Here is a 21,979-nt window from a genome sequence, read left to right on the forward strand (position 1 = left end):
TGCAGGAGGAGTGGCGGCATGTTTTGTCCGGTCAGTATTTAAGCCCTGAAACGAATCTCTTTGCAGTGACGGGAAAATGAGCCGCAGGGTCAATCTTGAAGCAATTGCATACGAAACCATGGAGAGATACGGGTTCAATCCCTTCTATCCCGCAACGGTGATCAGGGAGACCGATTCGATCAAAAAGGATGACTGCGAAAACAATAGCAACAGCCTAGGAATAAAAGATCTGAGACGTCTGATGTGGTCCTCGATCGACAACTACGACTCGATGGACCTCGACCAGATAGAATACTGCGAGAGAGGAGAAAACGGCGAGATCAATGTAAAAGTCGCGATCGCTGACGTCGACATTTTTGTCCCCAAGAATTCGGAGACCGACAGGTTCGCGGCATTCAACGGTACTTCGGTCTATACGGGAGTAAAGACATTTCCGATGCTTCCCGACAGGCTCTCGAAAGGGATCTCGTCCCTTCTCCCCGACGACTGGCATTCGGCAATTGTAATAGAATACGCGGTCCTCCCCGACGGCTCGGTGAGATACGGGGAACTCTACAGGGCGCTTGTGGCAAACAGCGCCAAATTAATTTATGAAGAAGTCGGCGACTGGCTCGAAGGGACCGGACCGGCGCCGGGGAATTTTGCAGAGATACCGGGCCTGGCAAAGCAGGTGAAGCTCCAGTACGAGGCAGCAAAGCGGCTGAAGGAATTCCGGAGAAGGAGCGGTTCTCTTGAATTGGAAACACCGGAGGCCGAGGTTGTTATGAACGGAAACCAGGTTGCGGATATTGTTGAGCAGAAACAGAACTCAGCCCGCAACCTGATCGAGGAGTTCATGGTCGCGGCCAACAAGACCATAACCGCTTTCCTGGAGAGGGCGGGAATCCCGATGATCCACCGGATCGTGAGAACGCCCAAGCACTGGGACGGGATCGTATTCACAGCGATGGAGCTCGGCGAAAAACTCCCGGGCGAACCCGACGGGAAGGCGCTGTCGAAGTTTCTCATCCGGCAGAGGGAATCCGATCCCGAACGGTTCCCGGATCTTTCGCTTACGATCGTCAAACTCATGGGCGCTGGCGAATACGTCGCCTTCAGGCCGGGAAAAGAGCCGGTCGGCCATTTTGCTCTTGCGGTAAAGGACTACACGCACGGAACCGCCCCGAACAGGCGCTATGTAGATCTCGTCATACAGAGGCTCGTCAAGTCCGTTCTCGACGGAAAAAAGAGCCCGTACAAATACAGGGAGCTCGACGATCTCTCCGAATGGCTCTCCGAGAGGGACCAGATGGCAAAAAAGGCCGAGAGATTCATGCTTAAAGCTGCGGCAGGAGTTCTTCTTCAGACAAGTGTCGGCAGGATCTTCGATGCGATGGTTACCGGTGCATCACAGAAAGGGACATATGTGCGTATCCTCGATCCTCCTGTCGAAGGAAAGGTGGTTCAGGGCGGAGAGAAACTGTATGTAGGCGAGAAGGTGCAGGTCCGCCTGCTCTCCACCAGCCCGGAAAAAGGGTATATAGACTTCGAGTATATCGGCGGCAGGAGATAACGAATTTCAGAAAATTAGTTATATCATCTCCCCTTATCTCGATCTATGAAAACGATATTAAGGACAACCCAGGGCGATAACGGAATTCTTGTTATCTGGCTTTCCGGAGACGATGCCGAATCGAAGCTGTTTTTATACGAAAAACTCGTTGAGATGAATATCAACATCGGCGATCTGCTCAATCACCCGGAATATTACGGTGTGACCGACGACGGGTCGGAAGTAAAGAGAACCGACTTCTGCATGCCCGAACTCCATGATAAATGCGAGTAACGGATAATATTATAATCCGTAAAAGGCAAGATCCAACTATGGAACAGATAATCGATGCACGGAAGAGCTTCAACGGGATACAGGTAACATACGCCACCGATGAAGAAATCGGCAACGCCGGCACAGAGCTTTTCTCCTATGAAAACCTCATCGACATGCGTATAAATGCCCTGGATCTGCTTGACAACCCGCTATTTTACTCATTCGATCCTATCGGCCCACGCATAGTCAAAACGGTCGAATAAAAATTAAATTGAAAACAAAGTCGACATCAGCGGGTATATTCCCGGGGAGTGGGATTCTGACGGCCGTTCTATCGTAACTTATATCAAACCGCCACTTTTTTTCCTTACAAAGACAATCGATATAATAAATTATTTCATGTCGCTCTGCTTCATAGTGCAGAGCTGGTCATATGGAGTTGATAAATGCACAAAGTCCTTATAATCGGTGCCGGCGGTGTAGGCAGCGTTGTGGTTCATAAATGCGCCACACAGCCGGATGTTTTTAGTGAAATAACCCTTGCAAGCAGAACTTGTGAAAAATGTATCGAAATTGCAGAATCCGTCAGGAAACGAACCGGACAAAAGATCCGAATCGAGAAGGTCGATGCGGACAGCGTCGATGAACTGATCGGACTGATATCGAAGACAAATCCTTCTATTGTTATCAATACCGCACTTCCCTATCAGGATCTTACTATTATGGAGGCCTGCCTGAAGACCGGAGTTTCATATCTCGATACTGCAAATTACGAGCCTCCTGAAGAGGCGAAATTCGAATACAGCTGGCAATGGGCATACCAGGAACAGTTCACCGAAAAAGGGCTTACTGCAATACTCGGATGCGGATTCGATCCCGGTGTAACGAATATATTCTGTGCATATGCGAGAGACAAAATATTCGACACTATTGAATATATCGACATTATAGACTGCAATGCCGGCGATCACGGCCATCCATTCGCAACGAACTTCAACCCCGAGATTAATATCCGCGAAGTTACACAGAAAGGAAAATACTGGGAAAACGGCGAGTGGAAGTATATCGAACCGCTCTCCGAATCGATGATAATAGACTTTCCCGAGGTGGGGGAGAAAAAGGCGTACCTGCTCTATCATGAAGAGGAGGAGTCCCTTGTCAAAAATATTCCTGGCTTAAAGAAGATCAGGTTCTGGATGACGTTCTCCGACGAATACCTGACCCATCTCCGCGTCCTCGAAAATGTCGGGATGACCGGGATAGAGCCGGTGGAGTTCGAGGGGCACAAGATAATTCCGCTCAAATTCCTGAAAGCGCTCCTTCCCGATCCATCGTCCCTTTCCGAAGGCTATACCGGAAAGACGAGCATAGGTTGCATCATCGAGGGGCTCAAAGACGGAAAGAGGATCAGGAAGATGATCTACAACGTCTGCGAGCATGAAAAAGCACACGACGAAGTAGGGGCACAGGCGGTGAGCTACACTACAGGAGTGCCGGCGGCACTCGGTGCAGAGATGTTCCTACGCGGGATCTGGAACAAACCCGGCGTCTGGAACGTGGAGCAGTTTGACCCTGTTCCTTTCCTTGAAAAGCTTGGAGAAAGAGGGCTACCCTGGAAGATTACGGACCTTTAAAAAATGAAGAGCAAGATCGATCTAAGACACGAAAGGTCCGGGGTACTGCCGGATCTCTCCGGGATAAAGACGCCGTGCTACCTTCTCGACCTCTCGGCACTGAAGAGCAACGGCGAGATCATCTCGGAGGTTGCGAAGGAGAGCGGAGGAAAGGCACTCCTTGCACTGAAGGCATTTGCGGCATGGCCGGTCTTCCCGGAGATCAGCAGTTATTATTCGGGTACATGTTCTAGCTCTCTCGACGAGACGAGACTCGGCTTCGAGGAGTTCGGCGGAGAGGTGCATGCATTTTCGCCGGCATACAAGGACTGCGAGATTGAAGAATATATCAGGATGTGCTCGCACCTCTCATTCAACTCGCTTTCACAGTGGGAGAGGCATAAGCGAACGATCCTCGATTCTGAGAAGAAGGTCTCCTGCGGGCTTAGGGTGAACCCGGAGCACTGCGAGGTAGAGACCGCGATATACAACCCGTGCAGGCCGGGATCGAGACTCGGGATCAGGGCGGGCGAGTTGGAAAAATTCGATTTCGAAGGGATCGAAGGGCTTCATTTCCATGCACTCTGCGAGAACAACGCCGATGCACTCGAAAGAACGCTCGATGCATTTGAGGAGAGATTTGCACGCTATCTCGACGGGATGAAATGGGTAAACTTCGGAGGCGGGCATCATATTACAAGAAAGGATTACGATACCCAACTCCTCGTCGATCTGATAAAAGAGTTCAGAAAGAGATGGGGATGCGATGTCTATATCGAACCCGGCGAGGCCTGTGCACTTAACGCAGGGTGGCTGATCTCGGAGGTCGTCGATATCAAGGACAACGACGGAATGATCGCAATAGTGGACGCATCCGCAACTGCTCATATGCCGGACGTTTTGGAGATGCCCTACCGCCCGTATATCGTCGGGTCGGGAAAGCCGGGAAAGAAGAAATACACCTACAGGCTCGGCGGCCCGAGCTGCCTTTCCGGCGATGACATAGGGACCTATTCCTTCGACTGCGAACTGAAGCCAGGCGACAAGCTGGCGTTCACCGACATGGCGCACTATACGATGGTGAAGAACACCACGTTCAACGGGATCAGGCTCCCGGACATTCTTCTATGGGACCCAGAGAAAGACTCGATCGAAGTTCTCCGAACCTTCGGGTACGAGGACTTCAAATCGAGACTCGGATAAACCTCTTTTTTTGCCGCAATAAAAATACAGATAGACAGGGATGAGACAATAGTCCGTAAAGGCTTGGATCATGCCGCCGTTTGAAGCCGGGGATGTCAAAAGATATGCCGTCTTCGTCGTACTCACAGCCGTTGCGGTTATCATCTCAGCCTACGCCGTATTTCTCCTTCAGAATATCCTGATAATATTTCCTGCAGACCATCCGCTCCCCCTCGCAGTCGCAACAGAGATCTCGTTGCTGGTTCCGGTAATGATTGTTCTTTTGTGGAAATACTTAATGACAGGAAAAGGAATCCTTCAGTTGGCAGGAGTCATTATAATCTTGTGGCTCGCCCCGCAGGTCACTTTTGTACTCGACGTTGAAGCGGAATACGGAGCGGTCAAGGAAGATTACAGGATATTTGCCGAAGAGCGGCTCGATGCCGCAAACGATCAATCAGCTGTCGCATGGAACATATCGAAAAGATATCTCGATTCATTTTCATCCTCGGGAAACGACATCAGGAGCCCTGTTCCGGTGCGGAGCATATTTCCCGGAAACGGTGTGTATGCGTTTCACCTGCTGTTGTATCATTATCTCTTCGATATGAACGGCCTCGAAAAGCTGACCGCAGTTGACGGCAGAGGAAACTGCAGCGAATATGCCGTGGCCGTTGCATTCCTCGTGAACAGGACGATGAATCTCCCGGCACGGTTCGTGATCATGTACGGCTACGATCATAAGTTCGCGGAGGCACTGACGGAAGACGGATGGATAATTCTCGACCCATTAAAAACAACATCGGACAGGCCGGTCGGGGCGGAGGAATATGCAGAATATCTCGGGAGTTCAAAACCGGCGATATACGAGCAGGTAACAGGGATCATTTCGGTGGACGGGGAGAATCTCTCATCGGCTCACGGCTTCTGATCTCTCCTTTCAGATCTTCCGGAGATCGAAAACCCATCTCGCGACACCCTTCGCAACGTTGCCGCAACGGCGGACGGAGATTGACTCCAGGCCGGATCTTTCATACGACTCACTCAGCCCTTCGATCTCGGAAGGTCTTTTGAATGTATAAAAATGAATGAATCCGCCTTTCTTCACGCAGGACGCGGAAAGGGGCAGGGATTCGTCAAACCCGTAGGGGGCTGGGACGATTGCACGATCGAATTCCTTCGAAAACACATTTGGAATATCATGTACATCCCCGCGGACAATCTCAAGGCTCCCGCTGACATCGTTTAACTCCACGTTCTTCCCGAGCCACCCGCAGGCGGCCGGGTTCATCTCAAATGCGTAAACTTTCGCACCCCTCTTTGCAGGCGAGATCGCGAACGGCCCGACCCCGGCAAATGGGACCAAAACACTCTCGTTTCCGTTTACCATCCCGGCAACCCGCATCCGTTCGGTGCAAAGCCGCGGGTTGAAGAACGAATCCTTAAGATCCACCATATAAGAAAATCCCGACTCCCTGTGAACGGTAACAGTCCGAGGATCGCCATAGATCACCTCAAAGCCGGGGACCCTGAAGTCGCTCCCGGCGGAAGCCGTACGGTTGAGAACGGTCCTGACATTCTTTCTCTTCCCGGCAATATAAGAGACAATTTCGCTGTAATAATCTTCATATTCAGCAGGTATGTTTACGACCGCAATATCCCCTATTACATCGAATCCCGCGGGAATTCCTTCCGGAAGGCAGGGGTTGCCGCTGCATTTTCCTCTCTTCTGCCGGGGCATGATATATATCGTATAATATCTTGAATTCGGGATTAGTAACATTTTCCGGATAAAAAAGGCAATTATGATATACAGCCGCGACCGATAAAGGGAGTACAGATGGAGAAGAAAGTTCTAAAATACATTACCGACATCGAGGTCGTGATCTATCTCGCCCTCATGGTCATCCTGATGGTTATCCTCATCTTTTCAACCCTTGAACTCGCTTATCTGATAATAGATGCATTGTTCTTTGACGATACGATGTTAAAGCTCGAAACAAAGGGAATTCTTGCCTCATTCGAGTTCTTCCTCTTAATCCTCATCGGCCTCGAGCTCATGGAGACGATAAAATCGTTCCTCGAGACACGAAAGATACAGGTAGAGATCGTTATCATACTTGCAATAATCGCCGTCGCAAGAAAGATCATCATAATAGACCCGATGACAATCTCGAACGATATTCTTCTTGGAATAGGTGTGGTCATATTCGCACTGACAGCCGGTTATTTCTTCATAAAAAAGGCCGATTCATTGACTCCGGAACGTGCAGCAGAACCAAAAAAAGAATAATTAATTTTTTTATTTTATATTTTTTTCAAACCCGTCCGAAATCGTCGTCGAACCTGACGATGTCGTCCTCTTCCAGGTACTCGCCGATCTGGATCTCGATTACTTCTAAGGGGATCTTACCTGGATTTCCGAGCCTGTGAACGACTCCCTGGCCGACGAATGTGCTCTGCCCCCTTGAGAAATTCATGACCTTGTCACCGAGCTGCACCTCTGCGGTTCCGCTCACGACTACCCAGTGCTCGCTCCTGTGGTGGTGAAGCTGGAGGGAGAGTGACTTCATCGGGTTTACCGTCACCCTCTTTATCTTGAAGAACTTCTTCGATTCGAGTATCGTATACGAACCCCAGGGACGGTGGACGGTCAGATGATACTTCGTGATGTCATCACCGCGGCCCGCATATATACCGACAAGCTCCTTTACCGATTCTGTATTGTCAAGGTCACAGACCAAAAGTGCATCGCCGGAATCGATAATCGCTGTGTTTTTCATCCCGAGGACTGCGACCTTTTTGTCCTTCGAATAGACGAAGTTGTTCTCCGAACCGACAAACTCCGCATCGCCGGCATTCCCTTTCTCGTCCTTCCCCGAGTTTTCATAAAGGGCCCTGAAGCTCCCGAGATCGTTCCATCTCAGGGCCAGCGGGACGACCGCAACCCTGTCGGATATTTCGAGAAGACCGTAATCTATCGAGATCGACTCGACCTCAGAGTAATCGGGATGAGGCCTTTCGAACTCTTCATACATGTTAGGCCGGTACTTCTTCAGCTCCTCGAAGAAGACTTCCGGGCTGAACAAAAACATCCCGCTGTTCCACAGGTAACCGGAATCCATATACTCCTTCGCCTTTTCGGGCCCCGGCTTCTCTTTGAACTCTTTTACGGCAAAACCGCCGTTGAGGGCTTCCCCGGGTTTTATATAACCGTAACCGGTGAGGGGGGCGGTCGGCTTAATCCCGAACACCACGAGGTTTTCTTTTGCAAGAGGAGCGGAATTCTTTATTATGTCCATAGCCTTTTCATCGAGGATATGATCGCTCGGGAATACGGCCACCGGAATATCCCCGAAGATGTCGTACAGAACACGGACGCCCCATGTTATTGCAGGGAGAGTGTTCTTACCTTCGCTCTCAAGGAGGATCCGGCTGTCGTCTATCGAATAACCCAATTCCTCTACCTGGTTCTTAACGTGATACCTGAAGTTTTCGTTCGTAACAACTACGATCTCCTCCGGGGACGAGATCCTGAGAGCTCTTGTATATGTATCCTGGAAGAACGATGTTCCGTTCAATTTGAGGAACTGTTTCGGGAACTGCTCTCTTGAAAGGGGCCAGAGCCTTGTTCCGACTCCTCCGGCAAGAATAATTGATCCTATCGGGATATTCGTCACTCTCCTACTTTATTTTCTACCGAATGAAAGATAAATCAATTCCATTCGCCGGGATATTTATAAATTGTCCGGCGAAGTCATATCATATATAGGAGTTGGAGAAATGAAGATCGGAACATTCCTTATCGCAGCCGCGATGCTTGCCCTGCTCGTATCTGCAGGATGCACGGATTCTGGCTCGCAGTCTTCAGGCGGGGGGTCGTCGTCCGGAAATTCGGATGGTCTCACCTACTCTCTTTCATCCGGCCCGGTTCAGCACTACAGGTCGGACGGGACATGTTATTACAGGGTTGAGACAGTCGATGTCAGGAACAACGGAGCGGACGACGCACGGAACGTCGTCGCAAGGTGCAACCTTGTCGATCCCTCGACAAATGAAGTCGTCGATACGTACAGCAAGTACTTCGAAGTGATCGAGGCAGGGGATCACCAGGGCTTTTCGGTCAGTCTTAACGGAGAATGCGGAACTGCATACAAACTGGAAGTCGAGATTTCGAGGGATGAGAAATGAAAATTCTTGCACTGCTCGGGAGCCCGAGAGGGAAAAAAGGCAACACCTACAGGCTGATTGAATCGGCACTGAAGGGAGCCGAAGATGCGGGAGCGGAGATCCTTTTCGTCGACATCACCGAGATGGACATCGGCTACTGCACGGGTTGCAGCACATGCTACTCCACCGGAAGCTGCATACAGGGCGACGATTACGAGGATATCCTCGACCTGATCCTTGAAAGCGACGGGATAATACTTGGATCTCCGGTTTACATCAACTCGGTTACAGCACAGCTCAAGACGCTATTCGACAGGATGCCCGACGTGGTCCACTGCCAGATGCTTCTCGGCAAATACGGATTTTCCGTATCGACCGCCGGAGGAGGAAACGCCGACATCGTATGCGACTACATGAACAACACTCTCCAGGTCATGGGCGCGAACACGACGGAAGACGCGTACGCGGTTTTAGCCGAAGGAGACGAGGCGTTCGGGGATGCCTGCAGAAGATCCTACGAACTTGGAAAGGATCTCGTCGCTGCCATCTCGGAGAAGAGAGTCTACCCGGAACAGGAAGCTTTTCACGACAGGATGCACGAGAGAATGAAGAATCTCGTCTTATTCAACAAGGACGAGTGGACGCACGAATACGATTACTGGAAAGAGAAAGGCTGGCTGTAGATAATTTTAATCGCCCTTTCCGGGCGATACTTCTTTCAGTTTTTCTTCGAGATTTGCCGCATGGGAGCCCATCCAGTAGAGCTTTCCGCAGACAGGGCACCATGCAAATTTTTTGCCGGTTTTATCTTTCGGGGCATAGCTGCATCCGTCGATCTCGTCCTGCTTCGCTTTCCGTAATACATGGTTGCAGACCGAGCACCGGTGCATTCTGAGAGTCAGGTCGGGATCGATCAGGCCCTCTTCGACTAGCTGCCTCACCTGCCCTACCGCGTCTTCGGAGTTCAGGAATACGCACTCGTCCCCGCGGCACGACAGCTCCCTGTCCCTCGTGAGAAGTATCCGCCCGTCGGATCGTGCAATTCCGAGCAGGACCGTGTCCTCGCGGGTATTCCCGGGCTCGAGCGTATCGGCGGAAAGTGTATCGTAGTCCAGAAACCTCAGGTACTTTGCAAGCGTTCCGAGCATCCTGTCTGCCAGAAATGAATTTTTCATGGTTCAAAAAAATAAGAACAGATCATTTTACATCAGTCACTACCGGGATCTTCGCTCCGCATTTGCTGCATCTCGTCCCTTCAAGACCTACAATCCCGGCGGAAAAACCTGATCTCTCTATCAGCAGGCTCCCGCACTCGGGGCAGTAGGTGTTATTGTACCTGTGGGACGCGATATTTCCCGTATATACGTACCTTACCCCTTTTTCAACAGCCATATCGTGGAGCTTTTCGAGCGTATTCACGGGTGTCGGCGGAATATCGGTCATCCTGAAATCCGGGTGAAAAGCGGTGAAGTGCATGGGCACGTCCGGGCCGAGGTTTTCAAGCACCCAGTCCACAAGACCGGTCATCTCCTCCATGCTGTCGTTTACACCCGGGATTACGAGGGTCACGGTCTCGATATGCATGCCGAGCTCCTTCGCCCTGATCGTCGAATCGAGGACCGGCTGTAGGCGGGCGCCGCAGATCTTTTTGTAGAATTCGTCGGAGAAAGACTTCAGGTCAACGCTGAATGCATCAAGCATAGGAGAGAGATCGTCGAGGGCTTCCTCGGTCATGTAGCCGTTGGTCACGTAGACAGTCCCGAGGGACTCCTTCTTCGCGAGGTTTCCCATGTCCTTTGCGTACTCGTGCCAGATCGTCGGTTCGTTGTATGTCCACGCGATGCTCCGGCACCGGGCAGAGAGCGCCCTCCGGACGCCTTCCTCCGGAGAGATCGTCCTGTACATCCCGGTCAGGTCGTGGTCCTGCGAGATCTGCCAGTTCTGGCAGTGTGTACAGTGGAAATTGCATCCAAGCCCCCCGAGGGAGTACACATTCGTCCCGGGAAGGAAATGGTAGAGAGGCTTCTTCTCGATTGGATCTACAGCTTCGGCGACTACCTTTGCGTAATTTTCCGCGTAGAGAGTTCCGCCGCGGTTTATCCTCATCCCACAGATCCCGCTTTTTCCTTCGCCGATCCTGCACCTGTGGCTGCACACCCTGCACCTGACGGCGTCCTCCTCGATTTTATCATATAATTCTGCAACATGGGACATGGATATCACAGCCTCCGGGTTTTCCTGTTACGTTCTTTCCCCCGGGGATCATATTATTGTATTGATCATTGTATTGATCCTCGAGACACCATGAAATTAATTTTCACTGCAATCGCCAGACTTGAATAATTATATTTCATTGGAGGCAAATAATTCAGCCAGAATGAAAAAGATTGTCCTGTCAGTCGGAGGTTCGATTCTTGTTCCGTCGCTTGAATCCAACAATATCAGTAAATTTTCCGGAATCCTGAAGGAATTGTCGAAAAAGTATGCCGTCTATGTAGTCGTCGGAGGAGGGGGAGAGGCCCGGAGATATATAGATCAGGCAAGAAAGCTCGGGATCGACGAGGCGACATCCGACGAGCTGGGGATTCTTGTCACGAGGATAAATGCATCGATGCTCGTATGGGCTCTCGGGGATGCCGCATACAGGTCGGTGCCGGAAGATTATACCGAAGCGCTCATTGCCGGAGATTCGGGAAAGATCGTTGTGATGGGCGGTGTCACACCCGCACAGACCACGGACGCGGTCTCGGCTGTTCTCGCGGAGAGGGCTGGTGCGGACTTCTTCGTCAATGTAACATCGGTTGACGGGATATACTCCGAAGACCCGAAGAAGAATCCCGGCGCAGTAAAATACGAAAACATCACACCGGACGAACTCCTTGAGATCGTCTCGGGGGCCGGGATGGAAGCGGGCTCGAATACGGTCATCGATCTCGTCGCGGCAAAGGTCCTGAAGAGAAGCGGAATTCCGCTTGTGGTTATAGACGGAAGAAGACCCGAAAACCTGAGGGACGCCCTGATCGACGGGAAATTCAGCGGCAGCATAGTGTCTCCCGGCGGTGTCAATCCGCTCGATGGGATCTAATCTGCTTATAATCAATATCGGCAGCTATTTTTACAAAAAACACACATTTATTTAGGTAAAAACGGGGTAGTAGGGTAGCCTGGTCCATCCTAGAGCGTTTGGGACGCTTTGACGGCAGTTCGAATCTGCCCTACCCCATCAGGTCTTTTTTATGCAGCGGGAAAAGGCATGCAGGATCTACTCGATCCTCGCAGCGGAATACCTGGACGAAGATACGAATCTCAACTTTCTCGACTTTGACAACCCGTTCCAGATCCTTGTAATGACGATCCTTTCGGCCCAGACCACCGATAAAATGGTGAATTCAGTGAAGGACGATCTCTTCTCGAAATACCCCAACCCCGCTGCACTTTCACAGGCTAAGCAGGAGGACGTCGAGAAGATCATAAGGAAGACGGGGTTCTTCAGGGCCAAGGCGAAAAACATCATCGCGTCTTCGAAGATCCTCGTCAGCGATTTCGGCGGCGAGGTTCCCCGGACGATGGAGGAGCTTGTCACCCTCCCCGGCGTCGGCAGAAAGACAGCGAACATAGTCCTCAATCATGCATTCGGGATCGACGAGGGGATCGCAGTCGACACTCATGTAAAAAGAGTTTCATGGAGGATCGGGCTGACGGACAACACCGATCCGGTAAAGATTGAAAGGGACCTGACCGCTTTATTCCCGAAAGAGGCATGGGGAAAGATGAACTACCTGCTGATCTCCCACGGGAGAGCAGTGTGCACCGCAAGAAATCCAGCCTGCGAGAGATGCGTGATAAAAGATCTTTGCAGGTATTCCAGGGAACAAAATAATTAATAACCTGACTGGAAATATTATCCACGCCAAAAAAAAGAGAAATGAGATCCAACGGATCTAGGCGATAAAAACTTTACTTCCTATATACGCTTTGATTCTGTCCTTAACATTCTGCTCTAAGTTCCTGTACCAGAACGCATAATCATAGCGGTGATAGACACCCTCGGGATACGAGCCGATATCAAGCTCCTCTCCCTCGGGAATATTCGTCATAAGTGCGCCGGAGGTCATGTTGATCTGTGCATCCGAGTAATTTGCGACTTCACGAAGGAACTCTCCAGTCGAATCGTCGTAGAACCTTGCGCCGATATTCTCCGATGACGGAGCATATGTATCGTCGGTCCTCCAGTTGAGCGGATTGATGCAGTGTGCACCCGCCATGAGCATCGGTCCTCCGACCGAAGTCGGCGACTGCGTGTTGTACGTAATTACGACACCAGTGTCGGTCGCCCCCGTCGCTGCCGTCAGGCCTGCCTGTGCCAGATCGTCGTCCGTAACAGTATAACCGATCAGGTAAGCCGCAACCATACGGCTGCGAAGCTCTTCGTCGTCACCGAAACGGTTCTTTATCAGTTCGATCAGCGCCATCGCCCCCTGGCTGTGACCTGCGATGATAAACGGCCGTCCCTCATTCAGGTTCTCGATATAATACTCAAATGCATCCTGCACATCGACCGCACCCTGCTTGAACTCGGGAGTGTCGGTCGCAAGCTCGTCAGCCGAAGTCATAGAAACTCCGGTCGACATCTGCCTGTAGTATGGGGCGAATACATTTGCACTCGGCTCGTATACACTCGCCTGCGCCTCGAAGATTCCCTGTGCAAGGGCCCTGTCCACATCATCGGTAATGAGCATCGAACCCGATTCGTTCGCACTCACCGTCGGGTACACATAGAAGACGTCTACCTCTTTATCGACAGCGGGAAGAGAGAGCCAGTTGTAAGAGTCCGAATAATCGACACTCTCCCCCGCCGCCGGGACTTCTTCTGTGGGCGTAGCCATTACAGTAGGAGTCTCCGTCTCCTCTGCAGGAGCAGAACTCCCTTCATCCGTACAGCCTCCTGAAAATACCATGCAGATCGCTGCAATCATCAAGAGAATAATCAAACCGGGCTTCCAAAAAGTCATCCAGAACACCTTTCCTTATCCCGGTAAACTTAACCGCAATCTTACTTAAAATTCGCCATTTGCCGGGAACAGTGTTCTAAAAAGAACTCTTTGCCAAAAACGTTCATAAAACAAAGGTTTCATGCACTGTTCATGTAAATCACAAAGTGATTTGCATGTAAAACCAAATAAACAGCCAGGGGACCCTTGCCGGTCCCCGGGCGTGCAATGAGATAGCTATCTTAAGGCAAGGCCCCTGGGCAGGGGCCGTCCGGCGGGCAGACCTGGCCGCCGGTGCCGGGGTCGCCTGATAAAGACATGAGACAGCAAAGAGCCAAAAAGTTTATTGAGATTAGGGCAGGGGATCTAAAGGACCCGAGTCCGGATTTTTATAGCAAATAATAAAATTCTTCATCCGGGATCTTATGGATTATATGTATATGCTGATAATCAGGTAGACGATCCCGGAGACGAAGGCCGACGCAGGGATCGTTATGAACCACGCCATCACGATCTCTCTCACGTTGTTCCAGCGGACCGCAGACGAATATCCCCTCGTCGAACCCGCACCCATGATCGATCCGCTGATCGCGTGAGTAGTCGAGACCGGCACACCGAAAGAGGTCATCAGCGACAGAACCGCACCGCCCGCGACCGCCGATGAAAAACCCTGGTACGGTCTGATCTTCGTAATCTTGTGGGCCATCTTGTCTATGACCCTCCAGCCCCCGAGCATTGTTCCAATGGAAATTGCAAGACATGAAGATATTATAACCCAGAGCGGAACCTCGAAGACCGAGATCATTCCGGCCGCAAAGAGCATGGCAGTAATCATTCCCATCGCATTCTGTGCGTCGTTCGCACCGTGGCCAACCGACTGCCAAGCTCCAGCTATTATCTGGAGAGGCCTTAAATTGCGGTTGACCTTCGCCGGGTTCGAGTTGCGGAGATGCCGCATCATCAGTATACCAAGAAGGAAAGCCGCGATGAACCCGAGCATGGGGGACACCACGATAAATACAATAATCGCAAGAATACCGCTTATCTCAAGAAGGCCCGAGATAATCAATGCAGGAATCGTCACTGCAATACCCGAAAGAATGGTAAATGCCAGATAACGCCGCCAATCCTCACCTACAGCTACAAGCAGTGCCGAGAAGACTATCGTTATAAGAAGCGTTCCGGCCAGCGTGTATAATACGAGCAGATAGACCGTGGATATTTCGGGCCATAATATGACGGTAACTCCTCCCATCGCTATACCGGCTCCGACGATGCCCCCGACAAGGGCATGGCTGCTCGACACCGGAATACCAAAGACGGAAGAGACGAAAACCCACAAAACTGCGCCGAACATGGCAGCGAAAACAAGATAAGGTGTAAGAAGAGAAGATTCGATAAGTCCTTTACCGATAGTTTTTGCAATCGCGGTCGAGAACAAAAACGGCCCGATCATATTGAAGACTGCCGCCATTCCCACCGCCTGAAGGGGCGTCAGGGCCCTTGTGGCAATCACGGTCGCTATTGAATTTGCCGCATCATTCAGCCCGTTCACAAAGTTGAACAGCAGGGCGAGGATTATTCCGGCAAAAATAATAATCATATCCATATTTGATCAGGAATGTTTTATTGCAAGGTCAAAGAGAACGTTCGCCACTTCTTCGCATTTGTCCGTCGCGATCTCCAGTGTTTCATAGATGTCCTTGTTCTTAATAATCTTCTTGGCATCGTCCGAGAGAAACAGTTCGCGAAGTGCATTTCCGAGGATCTCGTCCGCGAGATTTTCAAGGCGGTTGATTTCGATGCATTTCTCCTCGATCATTTCGATATTCTTGAAATGCCTCATCTCCTTAACCACATCCTCGATCTCGTTCGCCTGGCTGTCGATGAGTTTTGCAAGATCGACCATGTAATGATCTGCCTCGGTTATCCCGTAGAAGTACATCTTGCTGGATGTATCGTCTATATGATCGAGAATATCGTCAAGAACCTTGGCAAGCCGGGATATGTCTTCGGGTTCTATAGGCGTCACGAAACTCTTGTTTAGGAGCTGGTAGATGTCATGAGTAATTTCGTCGCCCTGGTGTTCGTAATTCTTCATCTTGTGGCATTTGTTCTTGACATCCTCAAAAGATTCAAAAGTATTCAGGAGATGCGCAGAAGCCTTCTTCAGTACAACAGCCTGTCTTTCAAAGAGGTCAAAAAATCTGTCATCATTGGGGACAAGCATGTCTCTTAAGCCCAAAGTAAGATCACCTTAACACCTGTATGTCCTGAACTGAAAAAGTTCTTTTGATTCCGATATATGCAGTTGACAAAACAAACGGGAATCAGGAAATATATCCGTCAGAGAATAATATTTCAGATGGTTTTTCGATAAAAGCGAGCATAAATCATGGCATCCCTGCCGCAAGCCTGTCCGCCAGAACGACCGTTGAGAATCATAAGGCACAGTATATATGTTGAAAAAATAATTTAATTGCGAATGAAAAACCGGGAAGAAAGCGTGTGCGAAGAGAAAAATATAGAATTCTTAAATGAGCACCAGAAGGCCAAAACCCGGTTTTTAAAGAATATTTCGATTGTTTTCATCCTGACTTTCATATTCATGTCGGCTTACGAATTATCCAAGCAGGCATTGTTCCCGGGGATTACGATCTGGACATCCCACATAGTAACGATAATCGTCACTACGATACTGGCGGTAATAATCGCATCCATCCCGCTGCTAAGAACCGAAAGGCTGATCCTCCAGCTCGACCGGAAACAGAACGAGATCGAAACAATGGAGACGTCGATACTCAAATCGAATAAAAAGCTCAATATGCTCTCAAGCATTACGAGGCACGACATGCTGAACCTGCTGACTGTCATTACGGCCTATACGGAGATGATTGCTGATGCAGATGCTGTCAGGAAGAATCCCGAGAATAACAGCTATGTTCAGAAGATCCAGAGATCGGTTCGCAGCCTGAACAACGTCGTAATAAGCACGAGGGATTACCAGGACATCGGGGTAAACGCTCCCACATGGATCGACGTCAGGGAGACTTTCCGGAAGGTTTACCAGAGCAATTCCCTGTTTCATCAGTTAAGGGCAATAGATCCTGACGAGGATATCGAGATCTACGCAGACTCGATGTTTGAAAGAGTGCTCTACAACCTGATGGACAACACTATGAGGCATGCAACGGGAGCCTCTGCAATAAGCCTGTCATTCTCCCGGGAAGGCGAAACAGGCTGCCTGTTCTTCCGTGATGACGGCACGGGCATTCCTGAAGATGAAAAAGAGAAGATATTCAATCACTCATATGGAAAAAATTCGGGCCTGGGGCTGTTTTTAGTCAGGGAGATCCTGGGAATTACCGATATTGCGATCAGCGAGAACGGGGTTCCGGGCGAAGGTGCCTGCTTCAGGATTACGATTCCACCGGACAAGTGGAGATATAATGGAGCCGTTTAAAATCAGACTCTCCTGATCACAAAGTCTTTATAATCTCACCTGCTTTTTCTGGATTAAATGAATATTCTCAGGCGGTCCGCCGATACGAACAAGTCCCACTGGGGAGTTCTTGCTATCGCGTGCATGGCCGTATTCATTATGGTCATCGATACGACGATAATGAACGTATCAATCTCCGCACTTGTGGCCGACCTGAACACCGACCTTCCGTCAATTCAATCCACCATCGCAGTATATGCCCTGATCATGGCATCGTTCATGCTGTTCGGGAGCAGGATGCAGGATATAATCGGGAGAAAGAGAGCGTTCCTGTTCGGGGTCCTGCTATACGGTGCGGGCACGTTCACTGCCTCCGTAAGCTGGAATATCAATTCGCTTCTTATAGGATGGTCTGTGCTCGAAGGGCTCGGTGCGGCTTTTATGCTCCCTGCTACATCGGCATTTCTGACAGATTCATACGAAGGAAAGGAGAGAGCTTTCGCTTTCGGCTTATGGGGAGGGGTCGGGGCGGCAGGAGCGGCCTTCGGGCCGATAGTCGGAGGTTTTCTGACAACATACTACAGCTGGAGATGGGCGTTCCGTCTTGAGCTGATCGTAGTAATTGTAATTATCATATTTTCATACCTGCTCAAGGAACGGAAAACAGGATCGGGATGGAGGGAACTTGATCTCTTCGGCACGGTATTATCATTCGGCGGACTCTCCCTGTTGGTTGTCGGGATATTAATGCTCAGGAACGTATTCATGTGGGATCTGATTCCGCTACTGATAATCTCGGGAATCGTTCTCCTCGGCATTCTCTACTTCTGGCTGGTAAGGAGGAAGAAAAACGGCAGGATGCCGTTGGTGGATGTCGACGTCTTCAAAAACAGAACATTCAGTATAGGGATCATACTGGGCATCATTCAGAACCTGGTCATAGCCGGGATTCTGTTTATAATTCCCGTCTTCCTCCAGTCGGTCACAGGTGCGACCGCTTTTCTGACAGGTTTTGCTCTTCTCCCCATGTCGCTTGCAATACTCGTGTTCTCGATCTCTGCAAACCGCCTCAACGTCTTTGCCGGCCCGAAAACATTGCTCCTGGCCGGATTTGCTGTTGCAATCGGCGGTTCGCAGCTTTTGGGCGGGGTGTTCGGATTATATACCGAAGCATTCGACATTGTTCCCGGATCGGTGATCTTCGGCATAGGAGTGGGAATAATATTCTCGCAACTGACGAACATCACCCTCTCGTCCTCGTCAAAGGAGCATGAAAGCGATGCATCGGGAGTCCTTAATACTTCGAGACAACTGGGGACATCGCTCGGAACCGCGATCATCGGGGTATTGCTGTTCATCTCATTGTTCGGCGGGTTGATTGCAGGGCTGGAACTCGACGAACAGCTTGACGATCTTTCCGTCGAAGAGAAAGCGCTTCAGCTCCAGGAGTGGACCTACAGGATGGGAGAGTCGCCTCTGCCCGGCTCTCTTACGCCCGTACAGGCTGAAGCGATAAAAATTATTGTTGACGACGCTCTCGCGTCTGCTATGAAAACTACGTTCAGTGCAATATCCATAATTCTTGCACTGGGCTTTATTCTTGTACTCGGACTTCCGAAAAGAGAGAGTGATTGATTAAAAGGCAGGACTATCCCGCGTCTTCCTTTCTCTTTACGAGATCGAAGGCGGTCTCAGAAGCTTTCTTCAGGATCTCCTCTTCGCCGGGGATAGTCCCCTCGTGCATGAGAACTCTTCCGTCGCAGATGACGGTATCAACGGCATTCGAACCGCACGAATAGATTATATTCGAGACAGGGTTGTAGAGCGGGGTGTTGCATGCTACATCGGTCCGTATCAGGACTATATCCGCAGGCGCTCCCTTTTCGATCCTTCCCGGTCCGAAGCCGAGCGCCTTCGCACCCGCCGAGGTGATCATATCGTATGCCTCGTTTGCAGGCAGAACAGTATCCGAGTTCCAGAAGAATTTCTGGAGCAGTGCCGCGAATTTGACCTCTTCGAGGATGTCAAGGTTGTTGTTCGACGAACACCCGTCGGTTCCGAGCGTGGGATTCGCACCGGCATCGAGGAGCTTCTGGTATGGCATCGCCCTTCCCCCTGCAAGCTTCATGTTCGATGCGGGATTGTGCGATGGCGAGACTCCGTATTTTCCGAGCAGTTCGCATTCGGCATCGTCGAGCCAGCAGCAGTGTGCAGCGATAGTCTTGTTCGTAAGACAGCCGCATTCTTCGAGGAGTTCGGCGGGCTTCTTTCCGTGCTGCTCGATGCACTCCTTCACCTCGGTCTCGGTCTCGCTCAGGTGTATATGAAGGTGAACGTCCTTCTCCTTCGAGAATTCGGCGCACCATGTAAGGCCCTCCCTCGAAATTGTGTAAGGAGCATGCGGGCCGGTCGCCATCTTGATCCTCGGGTTGTTCATGGCTTTGACGTGCGAGTAGAGGACCTCGGTCGCTTTTATCTCCGACTCCCTCTTCGCTTCGTCCCCGAAATCGATGAAACCGTGGCACAATACCGCTTTCATTCCCATCTCGTCGACCGCCTTTGCGGCCTGGTCCATGAAGAAGTACATGTCGTTGAACGCGATCGTCCCTGATCTGATCATCTCGAGGCAGGCGAGTTTCGTTCCCCGGTAGACGTCTTCGCCGGTCAGGTGTGCTTCGAGCGGCCAGATCTTCTCGCTCAGCCACTGCTGGAGGTGCATGTCGTCCGCGTAGCCTCTCAGAAGAGACATCGCCGCATGGGTGTGAGTATTCGTGAACCCGGGAGTTGCAATAGCACCGTTTCCGTCGATGATGAATTCAGCCTCCGCCTTTAGTCCTGCGTTTGCTCCTTCGCAGGTCTCACCTATTTTTCCGGTCTCGTCGATGTATATGCTGCCCTTCTTTCCGTTCACTATTACGTTTACAAGCAGGATCGAGCTCCCGCCGCCGAATATATCAGGATCTTCGTTCGTCATATTTTGTGCTCCTTAATTTTCAACCAAGTCTTTCGATAATATCTTCGAGTATCTTCTCGGTCGTTTCCTTGTTGCTCCTCGATTTTTCGAGGATGTATTCATAGCTCAGCTCCTCCGCACCGAGGCCGTGGCAGAAGTTATCCACCATGCATACCGCAGCAAAGGGGAGAGAGAGCTCGTTTGCAATTGTCGCCTCGCTTGAAATGGTCATCCCCACGACATCGCCGAGATCTTTAAGAGCCATTATCTCCGCCCTCGTCTCGAGCCTCGGGCCGTCGGTCTGGACGTATGTCCCTTTCTTCACGGCCTCGGGAACGATATAAGACAGCTCGTCGTGGATCTCCGCATCTATCGACGGCGAGGCATGCCCGATCGAACTGTCAAAGATCGTCGGGATCTTCGACATAGAAAGATAATCATCGGGCAGAACCACGCTTCCCGGTCCGATCGACCTGTTGAGCGATCCCACCGAACCGAATGCGACTATACGGGACACCCCCGAGAGCTTCAGTGCGGAAAGGCATGCAGGAAAATTGATCCTGTGCGGCGGGGTATTGAACTGGTGCCTCATAAGTAGGACGATATCCCCGAAAAGCACCTCAGCGGGGCCGAAAGGTGTCGGCACCACCTTCTTCTCCAGTTCGGGCAGATCGGCATACAAAAGGCTTGTGCCTCCAATTATTCCAAGCATCGGCGGTCTCCATCTAAAATTATGTCAATCATCTCATATCAATCCCGCCGCCCTAAAGCAGTTGCCCTCCCTGCCGGAGTGCGTAATATTTTATGAAATGCTTTAAGGGCCCCGAAAATTTACAAAAAACTAATCTTTTCAATCGCCAATATACCAGTGAATGGGAATCTTTCATACTGTTGACGACAACGAGATAAAGTCAGGCGAAAATACCGATATATACTTCGTCAGGACATCAGACATCCTTGCCCTCGAGGGAAAGAACCCGGTGGTCAGCGTCGAGATCACCGCCCAGAACCTCCCCGACGAATGGGGTGTCTTCTGCGGCCTGGACGACGCCCTCTCGCTTCTCGAAGGACTTCCCGTAGATGTCTACGCAATGCCGGAGGGGAGCATCTTCTACCGCGGCGAACCGGTGATCAGGATCTCCGGACATTACCGTGATTTTGCGAAGTACGAGACATCCCTCCTGGGATTCATCTGCCATGCATCCGGGATCGCGACATCTGCGGCGATAATAAAGGCCTGCGCCGCCCAGAGGCCGGTATACTCGTTCGGGTCAAGGAGACAGCACCCGGCGATATCGCGGATGATCGAGAGATCTGCATGGGTCGGCGGAGTGGACGGTGCAAGCAGTACGAGTGCGCCGGCGGGAATTCCGCTCGCCGGGACAATGCCCCACGCCTTTGTCATGTGCTTCGACAAGCCCCTCGATGCATGGCTCTCGTTCGATCGCCACGCTCCGGACGACGTTCCCCGCGTGATGCTCTGCGATACTTACTGCGACGAGAAGAGAGAGGCGCTCGAAGCGGCAAAGGCGGGCGCTTCTGCGGTCCGCCTCGACACACCCTCATCACGTAAAGGAGATATGAGGCAGATCCTTGAAGAGGTTCGCTGGGAGCTTGATATAAACGGATTCCCGGATGTCGGGATCTTTCTCTCCGGCGGGCTTACTGCCGACGACATCCTGAAGTACAGGGATATAGTAGATGCATTCGGGGTCGGCGGTTCGATCGCCAATGCGCCGGTCATCGATTTTTCGCTCGATATCGTCGAGATAGAAGGGAAGATCTACTCGAAGAGAGGCAAGAAGAGCGGAGTCAAGGAGG

General features: G+C 51.0%; 23 protein-coding genes and 1 tRNA gene. 15 read left to right on the top strand and 9 right to left on the bottom strand.

Going from position 1 to position 21,979, the window contains the following annotated elements; all coding sequences use genetic code 11:
• Positions 1 to 76: 76 nt before the first annotated feature.
• From METPAY_RS05530 to METPAY_RS05555, 6 genes are all read left to right on the top strand, one after another.
• Complete coding sequence (locus tag METPAY_RS05530) at positions 77 to 1,552, top strand: RNB domain-containing ribonuclease (RefSeq protein ID WP_048150079.1); 1,476 nt, start codon at positions 77 to 79, stop codon at positions 1,550 to 1,552.
• Positions 1,553 to 1,597: 45 nt separating this feature from the next.
• On the top strand, positions 1,598 to 1,825 hold the full coding sequence (locus tag METPAY_RS05535; protein ID WP_048150081.1) for a hypothetical protein: 228 nt from the start codon (positions 1,598 to 1,600) through the stop codon (positions 1,823 to 1,825).
• Positions 1,826 to 1,863: 38 nt separating this feature from the next.
• Positions 1,864 to 2,070, top strand: a complete 207-nt coding sequence (locus METPAY_RS05540; protein WP_048150082.1) for a hypothetical protein — start codon at positions 1,864 to 1,866, stop codon at positions 2,068 to 2,070.
• Between the two features lie 183 nt (positions 2,071 to 2,253).
• A complete protein-coding gene (locus METPAY_RS05545; RefSeq protein WP_048150084.1) occupies positions 2,254 to 3,441 on the top strand; it encodes a saccharopine dehydrogenase family protein in 1,188 nt (395 codons plus the stop codon).
• Positions 3,442 to 3,444: 3 nt separating this feature from the next.
• Complete coding sequence (gene nspC / locus METPAY_RS05550; protein WP_048150085.1) at positions 3,445 to 4,623, top strand: carboxynorspermidine decarboxylase; 1,179 nt, start codon at positions 3,445 to 3,447, stop codon at positions 4,621 to 4,623.
• 70 nt (positions 4,624 to 4,693) lie between these two features.
• Positions 4,694 to 5,533, top strand: coding sequence for a transglutaminase domain-containing protein (locus METPAY_RS05555; protein WP_048150087.1), 840 nt, complete (start codon positions 4,694 to 4,696; stop codon positions 5,531 to 5,533).
• A 9-nt stretch (positions 5,534 to 5,542) separates the two neighbouring features.
• On the opposite strand, the gene METPAY_RS05560 is transcribed toward METPAY_RS05555, so the two are convergent.
• On the bottom strand, positions 5,543 to 6,385 hold the full coding sequence (locus tag METPAY_RS05560) for a class I SAM-dependent methyltransferase (protein WP_052418690.1): 843 nt from the start codon (positions 6,383 to 6,385) through the stop codon (positions 5,543 to 5,545).
• 57 nt (positions 6,386 to 6,442) lie between these two features.
• Here METPAY_RS05560 and METPAY_RS05565 point away from each other — a divergent pair, with 57 nt between their 5' ends.
• Positions 6,443 to 6,895, top strand: a complete 453-nt coding sequence (locus METPAY_RS05565; RefSeq protein WP_048150091.1) for a phosphate-starvation-inducible PsiE family protein — start codon at positions 6,443 to 6,445, stop codon at positions 6,893 to 6,895.
• Between the two features lie 25 nt (positions 6,896 to 6,920).
• Here the strand turns inward: METPAY_RS05565 and METPAY_RS05570 are convergent, their stop codons facing one another.
• Positions 6,921 to 8,282, bottom strand: a complete 1,362-nt coding sequence (locus METPAY_RS05570; protein WP_084600700.1) for a mannose-1-phosphate guanylyltransferase/mannose-6-phosphate isomerase — start codon at positions 8,280 to 8,282, stop codon at positions 6,921 to 6,923.
• Positions 8,283 to 8,385: 103 nt separating this feature from the next.
• Here METPAY_RS05570 and METPAY_RS05575 point away from each other — a divergent pair, with 103 nt between their 5' ends.
• On the top strand, positions 8,386 to 8,793 hold the full coding sequence (locus METPAY_RS05575) for a hypothetical protein (protein ID WP_157199011.1): 408 nt from the start codon (positions 8,386 to 8,388) through the stop codon (positions 8,791 to 8,793).
• Complete coding sequence (locus METPAY_RS05580) at positions 8,790 to 9,455, top strand: flavodoxin family protein (protein WP_048150094.1); 666 nt, start codon at positions 8,790 to 8,792, stop codon at positions 9,453 to 9,455. Before METPAY_RS05575 ends, METPAY_RS05580 begins: the two co-directional genes overlap by 4 nt.
• Before the next feature lie 6 nt (positions 9,456 to 9,461).
• On the opposite strand, the gene METPAY_RS05585 is transcribed toward METPAY_RS05580, so the two are convergent.
• Both METPAY_RS05585 and amrS read right to left on the bottom strand, forming a co-directional pair.
• Positions 9,462 to 9,947, bottom strand: a complete 486-nt coding sequence (locus tag METPAY_RS05585) for a Mut7-C RNAse domain-containing protein (protein ID WP_048150096.1) — start codon at positions 9,945 to 9,947, stop codon at positions 9,462 to 9,464.
• Positions 9,948 to 9,969: 22 nt separating this feature from the next.
• The gene (amrS, locus tag METPAY_RS05590) at positions 9,970 to 10,986 is read right to left on the bottom strand and encodes an AmmeMemoRadiSam system radical SAM enzyme (protein WP_048150099.1); all 1,017 of its coding nucleotides are present in this window, start codon (positions 10,984 to 10,986) and stop codon (positions 9,970 to 9,972) included.
• A 163-nt stretch (positions 10,987 to 11,149) separates the two neighbouring features.
• Between amrS and pyrH the strand changes: the two genes are divergently transcribed.
• From pyrH to nth, 3 genes are all read left to right on the top strand, one after another.
• Positions 11,150 to 11,857 (top strand): UMP kinase, encoded by a 708-nt coding sequence (gene pyrH / locus METPAY_RS05595; protein ID WP_048150102.1) that lies wholly within the window; start codon positions 11,150 to 11,152, stop codon positions 11,855 to 11,857.
• Positions 11,858 to 11,920: 63 nt separating this feature from the next.
• Positions 11,921 to 11,995 (top strand) — tRNA-Pro (locus METPAY_RS05600).
• A 13-nt stretch (positions 11,996 to 12,008) separates the two neighbouring features.
• Positions 12,009 to 12,656, top strand: a complete 648-nt coding sequence (gene nth, locus METPAY_RS05605) for an endonuclease III (protein WP_048150104.1) — start codon at positions 12,009 to 12,011, stop codon at positions 12,654 to 12,656.
• A gap of 57 nt (positions 12,657 to 12,713) precedes the next feature.
• Here the strand turns inward: nth and METPAY_RS05610 are convergent, their stop codons facing one another.
• The 3 genes from METPAY_RS05610 to METPAY_RS05620 all read right to left on the bottom strand — a co-directional run bounded on the left by METPAY_RS05610 (position 12,714) and on the right by METPAY_RS05620 (position 16,008).
• Positions 12,714 to 13,784, bottom strand: a complete 1,071-nt coding sequence (locus tag METPAY_RS05610) for a DUF3089 domain-containing protein (protein WP_048150105.1) — start codon at positions 13,782 to 13,784, stop codon at positions 12,714 to 12,716.
• 409 nt (positions 13,785 to 14,193) lie between these two features.
• The gene (locus METPAY_RS05615) at positions 14,194 to 15,372 is read right to left on the bottom strand and encodes an inorganic phosphate transporter (protein WP_048150106.1); all 1,179 of its coding nucleotides are present in this window, start codon (positions 15,370 to 15,372) and stop codon (positions 14,194 to 14,196) included.
• Positions 15,373 to 15,378: 6 nt separating this feature from the next.
• Positions 15,379 to 16,008, bottom strand: a complete 630-nt coding sequence (locus tag METPAY_RS05620; protein WP_048150109.1) for a DUF47 domain-containing protein — start codon at positions 16,006 to 16,008, stop codon at positions 15,379 to 15,381.
• Between the two features lie 240 nt (positions 16,009 to 16,248).
• Between METPAY_RS05620 and METPAY_RS05625 the strand changes: the two genes are divergently transcribed.
• On the top strand, positions 16,249 to 17,226 hold the full coding sequence (locus METPAY_RS05625; protein WP_048150113.1) for a sensor histidine kinase: 978 nt from the start codon (positions 16,249 to 16,251) through the stop codon (positions 17,224 to 17,226).
• Between the two features lie 57 nt (positions 17,227 to 17,283).
• A complete protein-coding gene (locus METPAY_RS05630; protein ID WP_048150115.1) occupies positions 17,284 to 18,840 on the top strand; it encodes an MFS transporter in 1,557 nt (518 codons plus the stop codon).
• Between the two features lie 13 nt (positions 18,841 to 18,853).
• Here METPAY_RS05630 and METPAY_RS05635 read toward each other — a convergent pair whose 3' ends face one another.
• Both METPAY_RS05635 and METPAY_RS05640 read right to left on the bottom strand, forming a co-directional pair.
• Entirely contained in the window at positions 18,854 to 20,179 is a 1,326-nt protein-coding gene (locus tag METPAY_RS05635; RefSeq protein WP_048150118.1) for an amidohydrolase family protein, read from the bottom strand.
• A gap of 19 nt (positions 20,180 to 20,198) precedes the next feature.
• On the bottom strand, positions 20,199 to 20,870 hold the full coding sequence (locus tag METPAY_RS05640; RefSeq protein ID WP_048150120.1) for an MTAP family purine nucleoside phosphorylase: 672 nt from the start codon (positions 20,868 to 20,870) through the stop codon (positions 20,199 to 20,201).
• A 160-nt stretch (positions 20,871 to 21,030) separates the two neighbouring features.
• Here METPAY_RS05640 and METPAY_RS05645 point away from each other — a divergent pair.
• Positions 21,031 to 21,979: nicotinate phosphoribosyltransferase (locus tag METPAY_RS05645; protein WP_048150122.1), on the top strand; the 949-nt coding region annotated here is incomplete at its 3' end.

It is taken from the genome of Methanolacinia paynteri (assembly GCF_000784355.1).
GTDB lineage: Archaea > Halobacteriota > Methanomicrobia > Methanomicrobiales > Methanomicrobiaceae > Methanolacinia > Methanolacinia paynteri.

Bases quoted from the DNA above. Each gene is read 5' to 3' on its own strand.
- METPAY_RS05530 (WP_048150079.1), top strand. From the start codon at position 77: ATGAGCCGCAGGGTCAATCTTGAAGCAATTGCATACGAAACCATGGAG.
- METPAY_RS05535 (WP_048150081.1), top strand. From the start codon at position 1,598: ATGAAAACGATATTAAGGACAACCCAGGGCGATAACGGAATTCTTGTT.
- METPAY_RS05540 (WP_048150082.1), top strand. From the start codon at position 1,864: ATGGAACAGATAATCGATGCACGGAAGAGCTTCAACGGGATACAGGTA.
- METPAY_RS05545 (WP_048150084.1), top strand. From the start codon at position 2,254: ATGCACAAAGTCCTTATAATCGGTGCCGGCGGTGTAGGCAGCGTTGTG.
- nspC (WP_048150085.1), top strand. From the start codon at position 3,445: ATGAAGAGCAAGATCGATCTAAGACACGAAAGGTCCGGGGTACTGCCG.
- METPAY_RS05555 (WP_048150087.1), top strand. From the start codon at position 4,694: ATGCCGCCGTTTGAAGCCGGGGATGTCAAAAGATATGCCGTCTTCGTC.
- METPAY_RS05560 (WP_052418690.1), bottom strand. From the start codon at position 6,385: ATGTTACTAATCCCGAATTCAAGATATTATACGATATATATCATGCCC.
- METPAY_RS05565 (WP_048150091.1), top strand. From the start codon at position 6,443: ATGGAGAAGAAAGTTCTAAAATACATTACCGACATCGAGGTCGTGATC.
- METPAY_RS05575 (WP_157199011.1), top strand. From the start codon at position 8,386: ATGAAGATCGGAACATTCCTTATCGCAGCCGCGATGCTTGCCCTGCTC.
- METPAY_RS05580 (WP_048150094.1), top strand. From the start codon at position 8,790: ATGAAAATTCTTGCACTGCTCGGGAGCCCGAGAGGGAAAAAAGGCAAC.
- METPAY_RS05585 (WP_048150096.1), bottom strand. From the start codon at position 9,947: ATGAAAAATTCATTTCTGGCAGACAGGATGCTCGGAACGCTTGCAAAG.
- amrS (WP_048150099.1), bottom strand. From the start codon at position 10,986: ATGTCCCATGTTGCAGAATTATATGATAAAATCGAGGAGGACGCCGTC.
- pyrH (WP_048150102.1), top strand. From the start codon at position 11,150: ATGAAAAAGATTGTCCTGTCAGTCGGAGGTTCGATTCTTGTTCCGTCG.
- nth (WP_048150104.1), top strand. From the start codon at position 12,009: ATGCAGCGGGAAAAGGCATGCAGGATCTACTCGATCCTCGCAGCGGAA.
- METPAY_RS05610 (WP_048150105.1), bottom strand. From the start codon at position 13,784: ATGACTTTTTGGAAGCCCGGTTTGATTATTCTCTTGATGATTGCAGCG.
- METPAY_RS05615 (WP_048150106.1), bottom strand. From the start codon at position 15,372: ATGGATATGATTATTATTTTTGCCGGAATAATCCTCGCCCTGCTGTTC.
- METPAY_RS05625 (WP_048150113.1), top strand. From the start codon at position 16,249: ATGAAAAACCGGGAAGAAAGCGTGTGCGAAGAGAAAAATATAGAATTC.
- METPAY_RS05630 (WP_048150115.1), top strand. From the start codon at position 17,284: ATGAATATTCTCAGGCGGTCCGCCGATACGAACAAGTCCCACTGGGGA.
- METPAY_RS05635 (WP_048150118.1), bottom strand. From the start codon at position 20,179: ATGACGAACGAAGATCCTGATATATTCGGCGGCGGGAGCTCGATCCTG.
- METPAY_RS05640 (WP_048150120.1), bottom strand. From the start codon at position 20,870: ATGCTTGGAATAATTGGAGGCACAAGCCTTTTGTATGCCGATCTGCCC.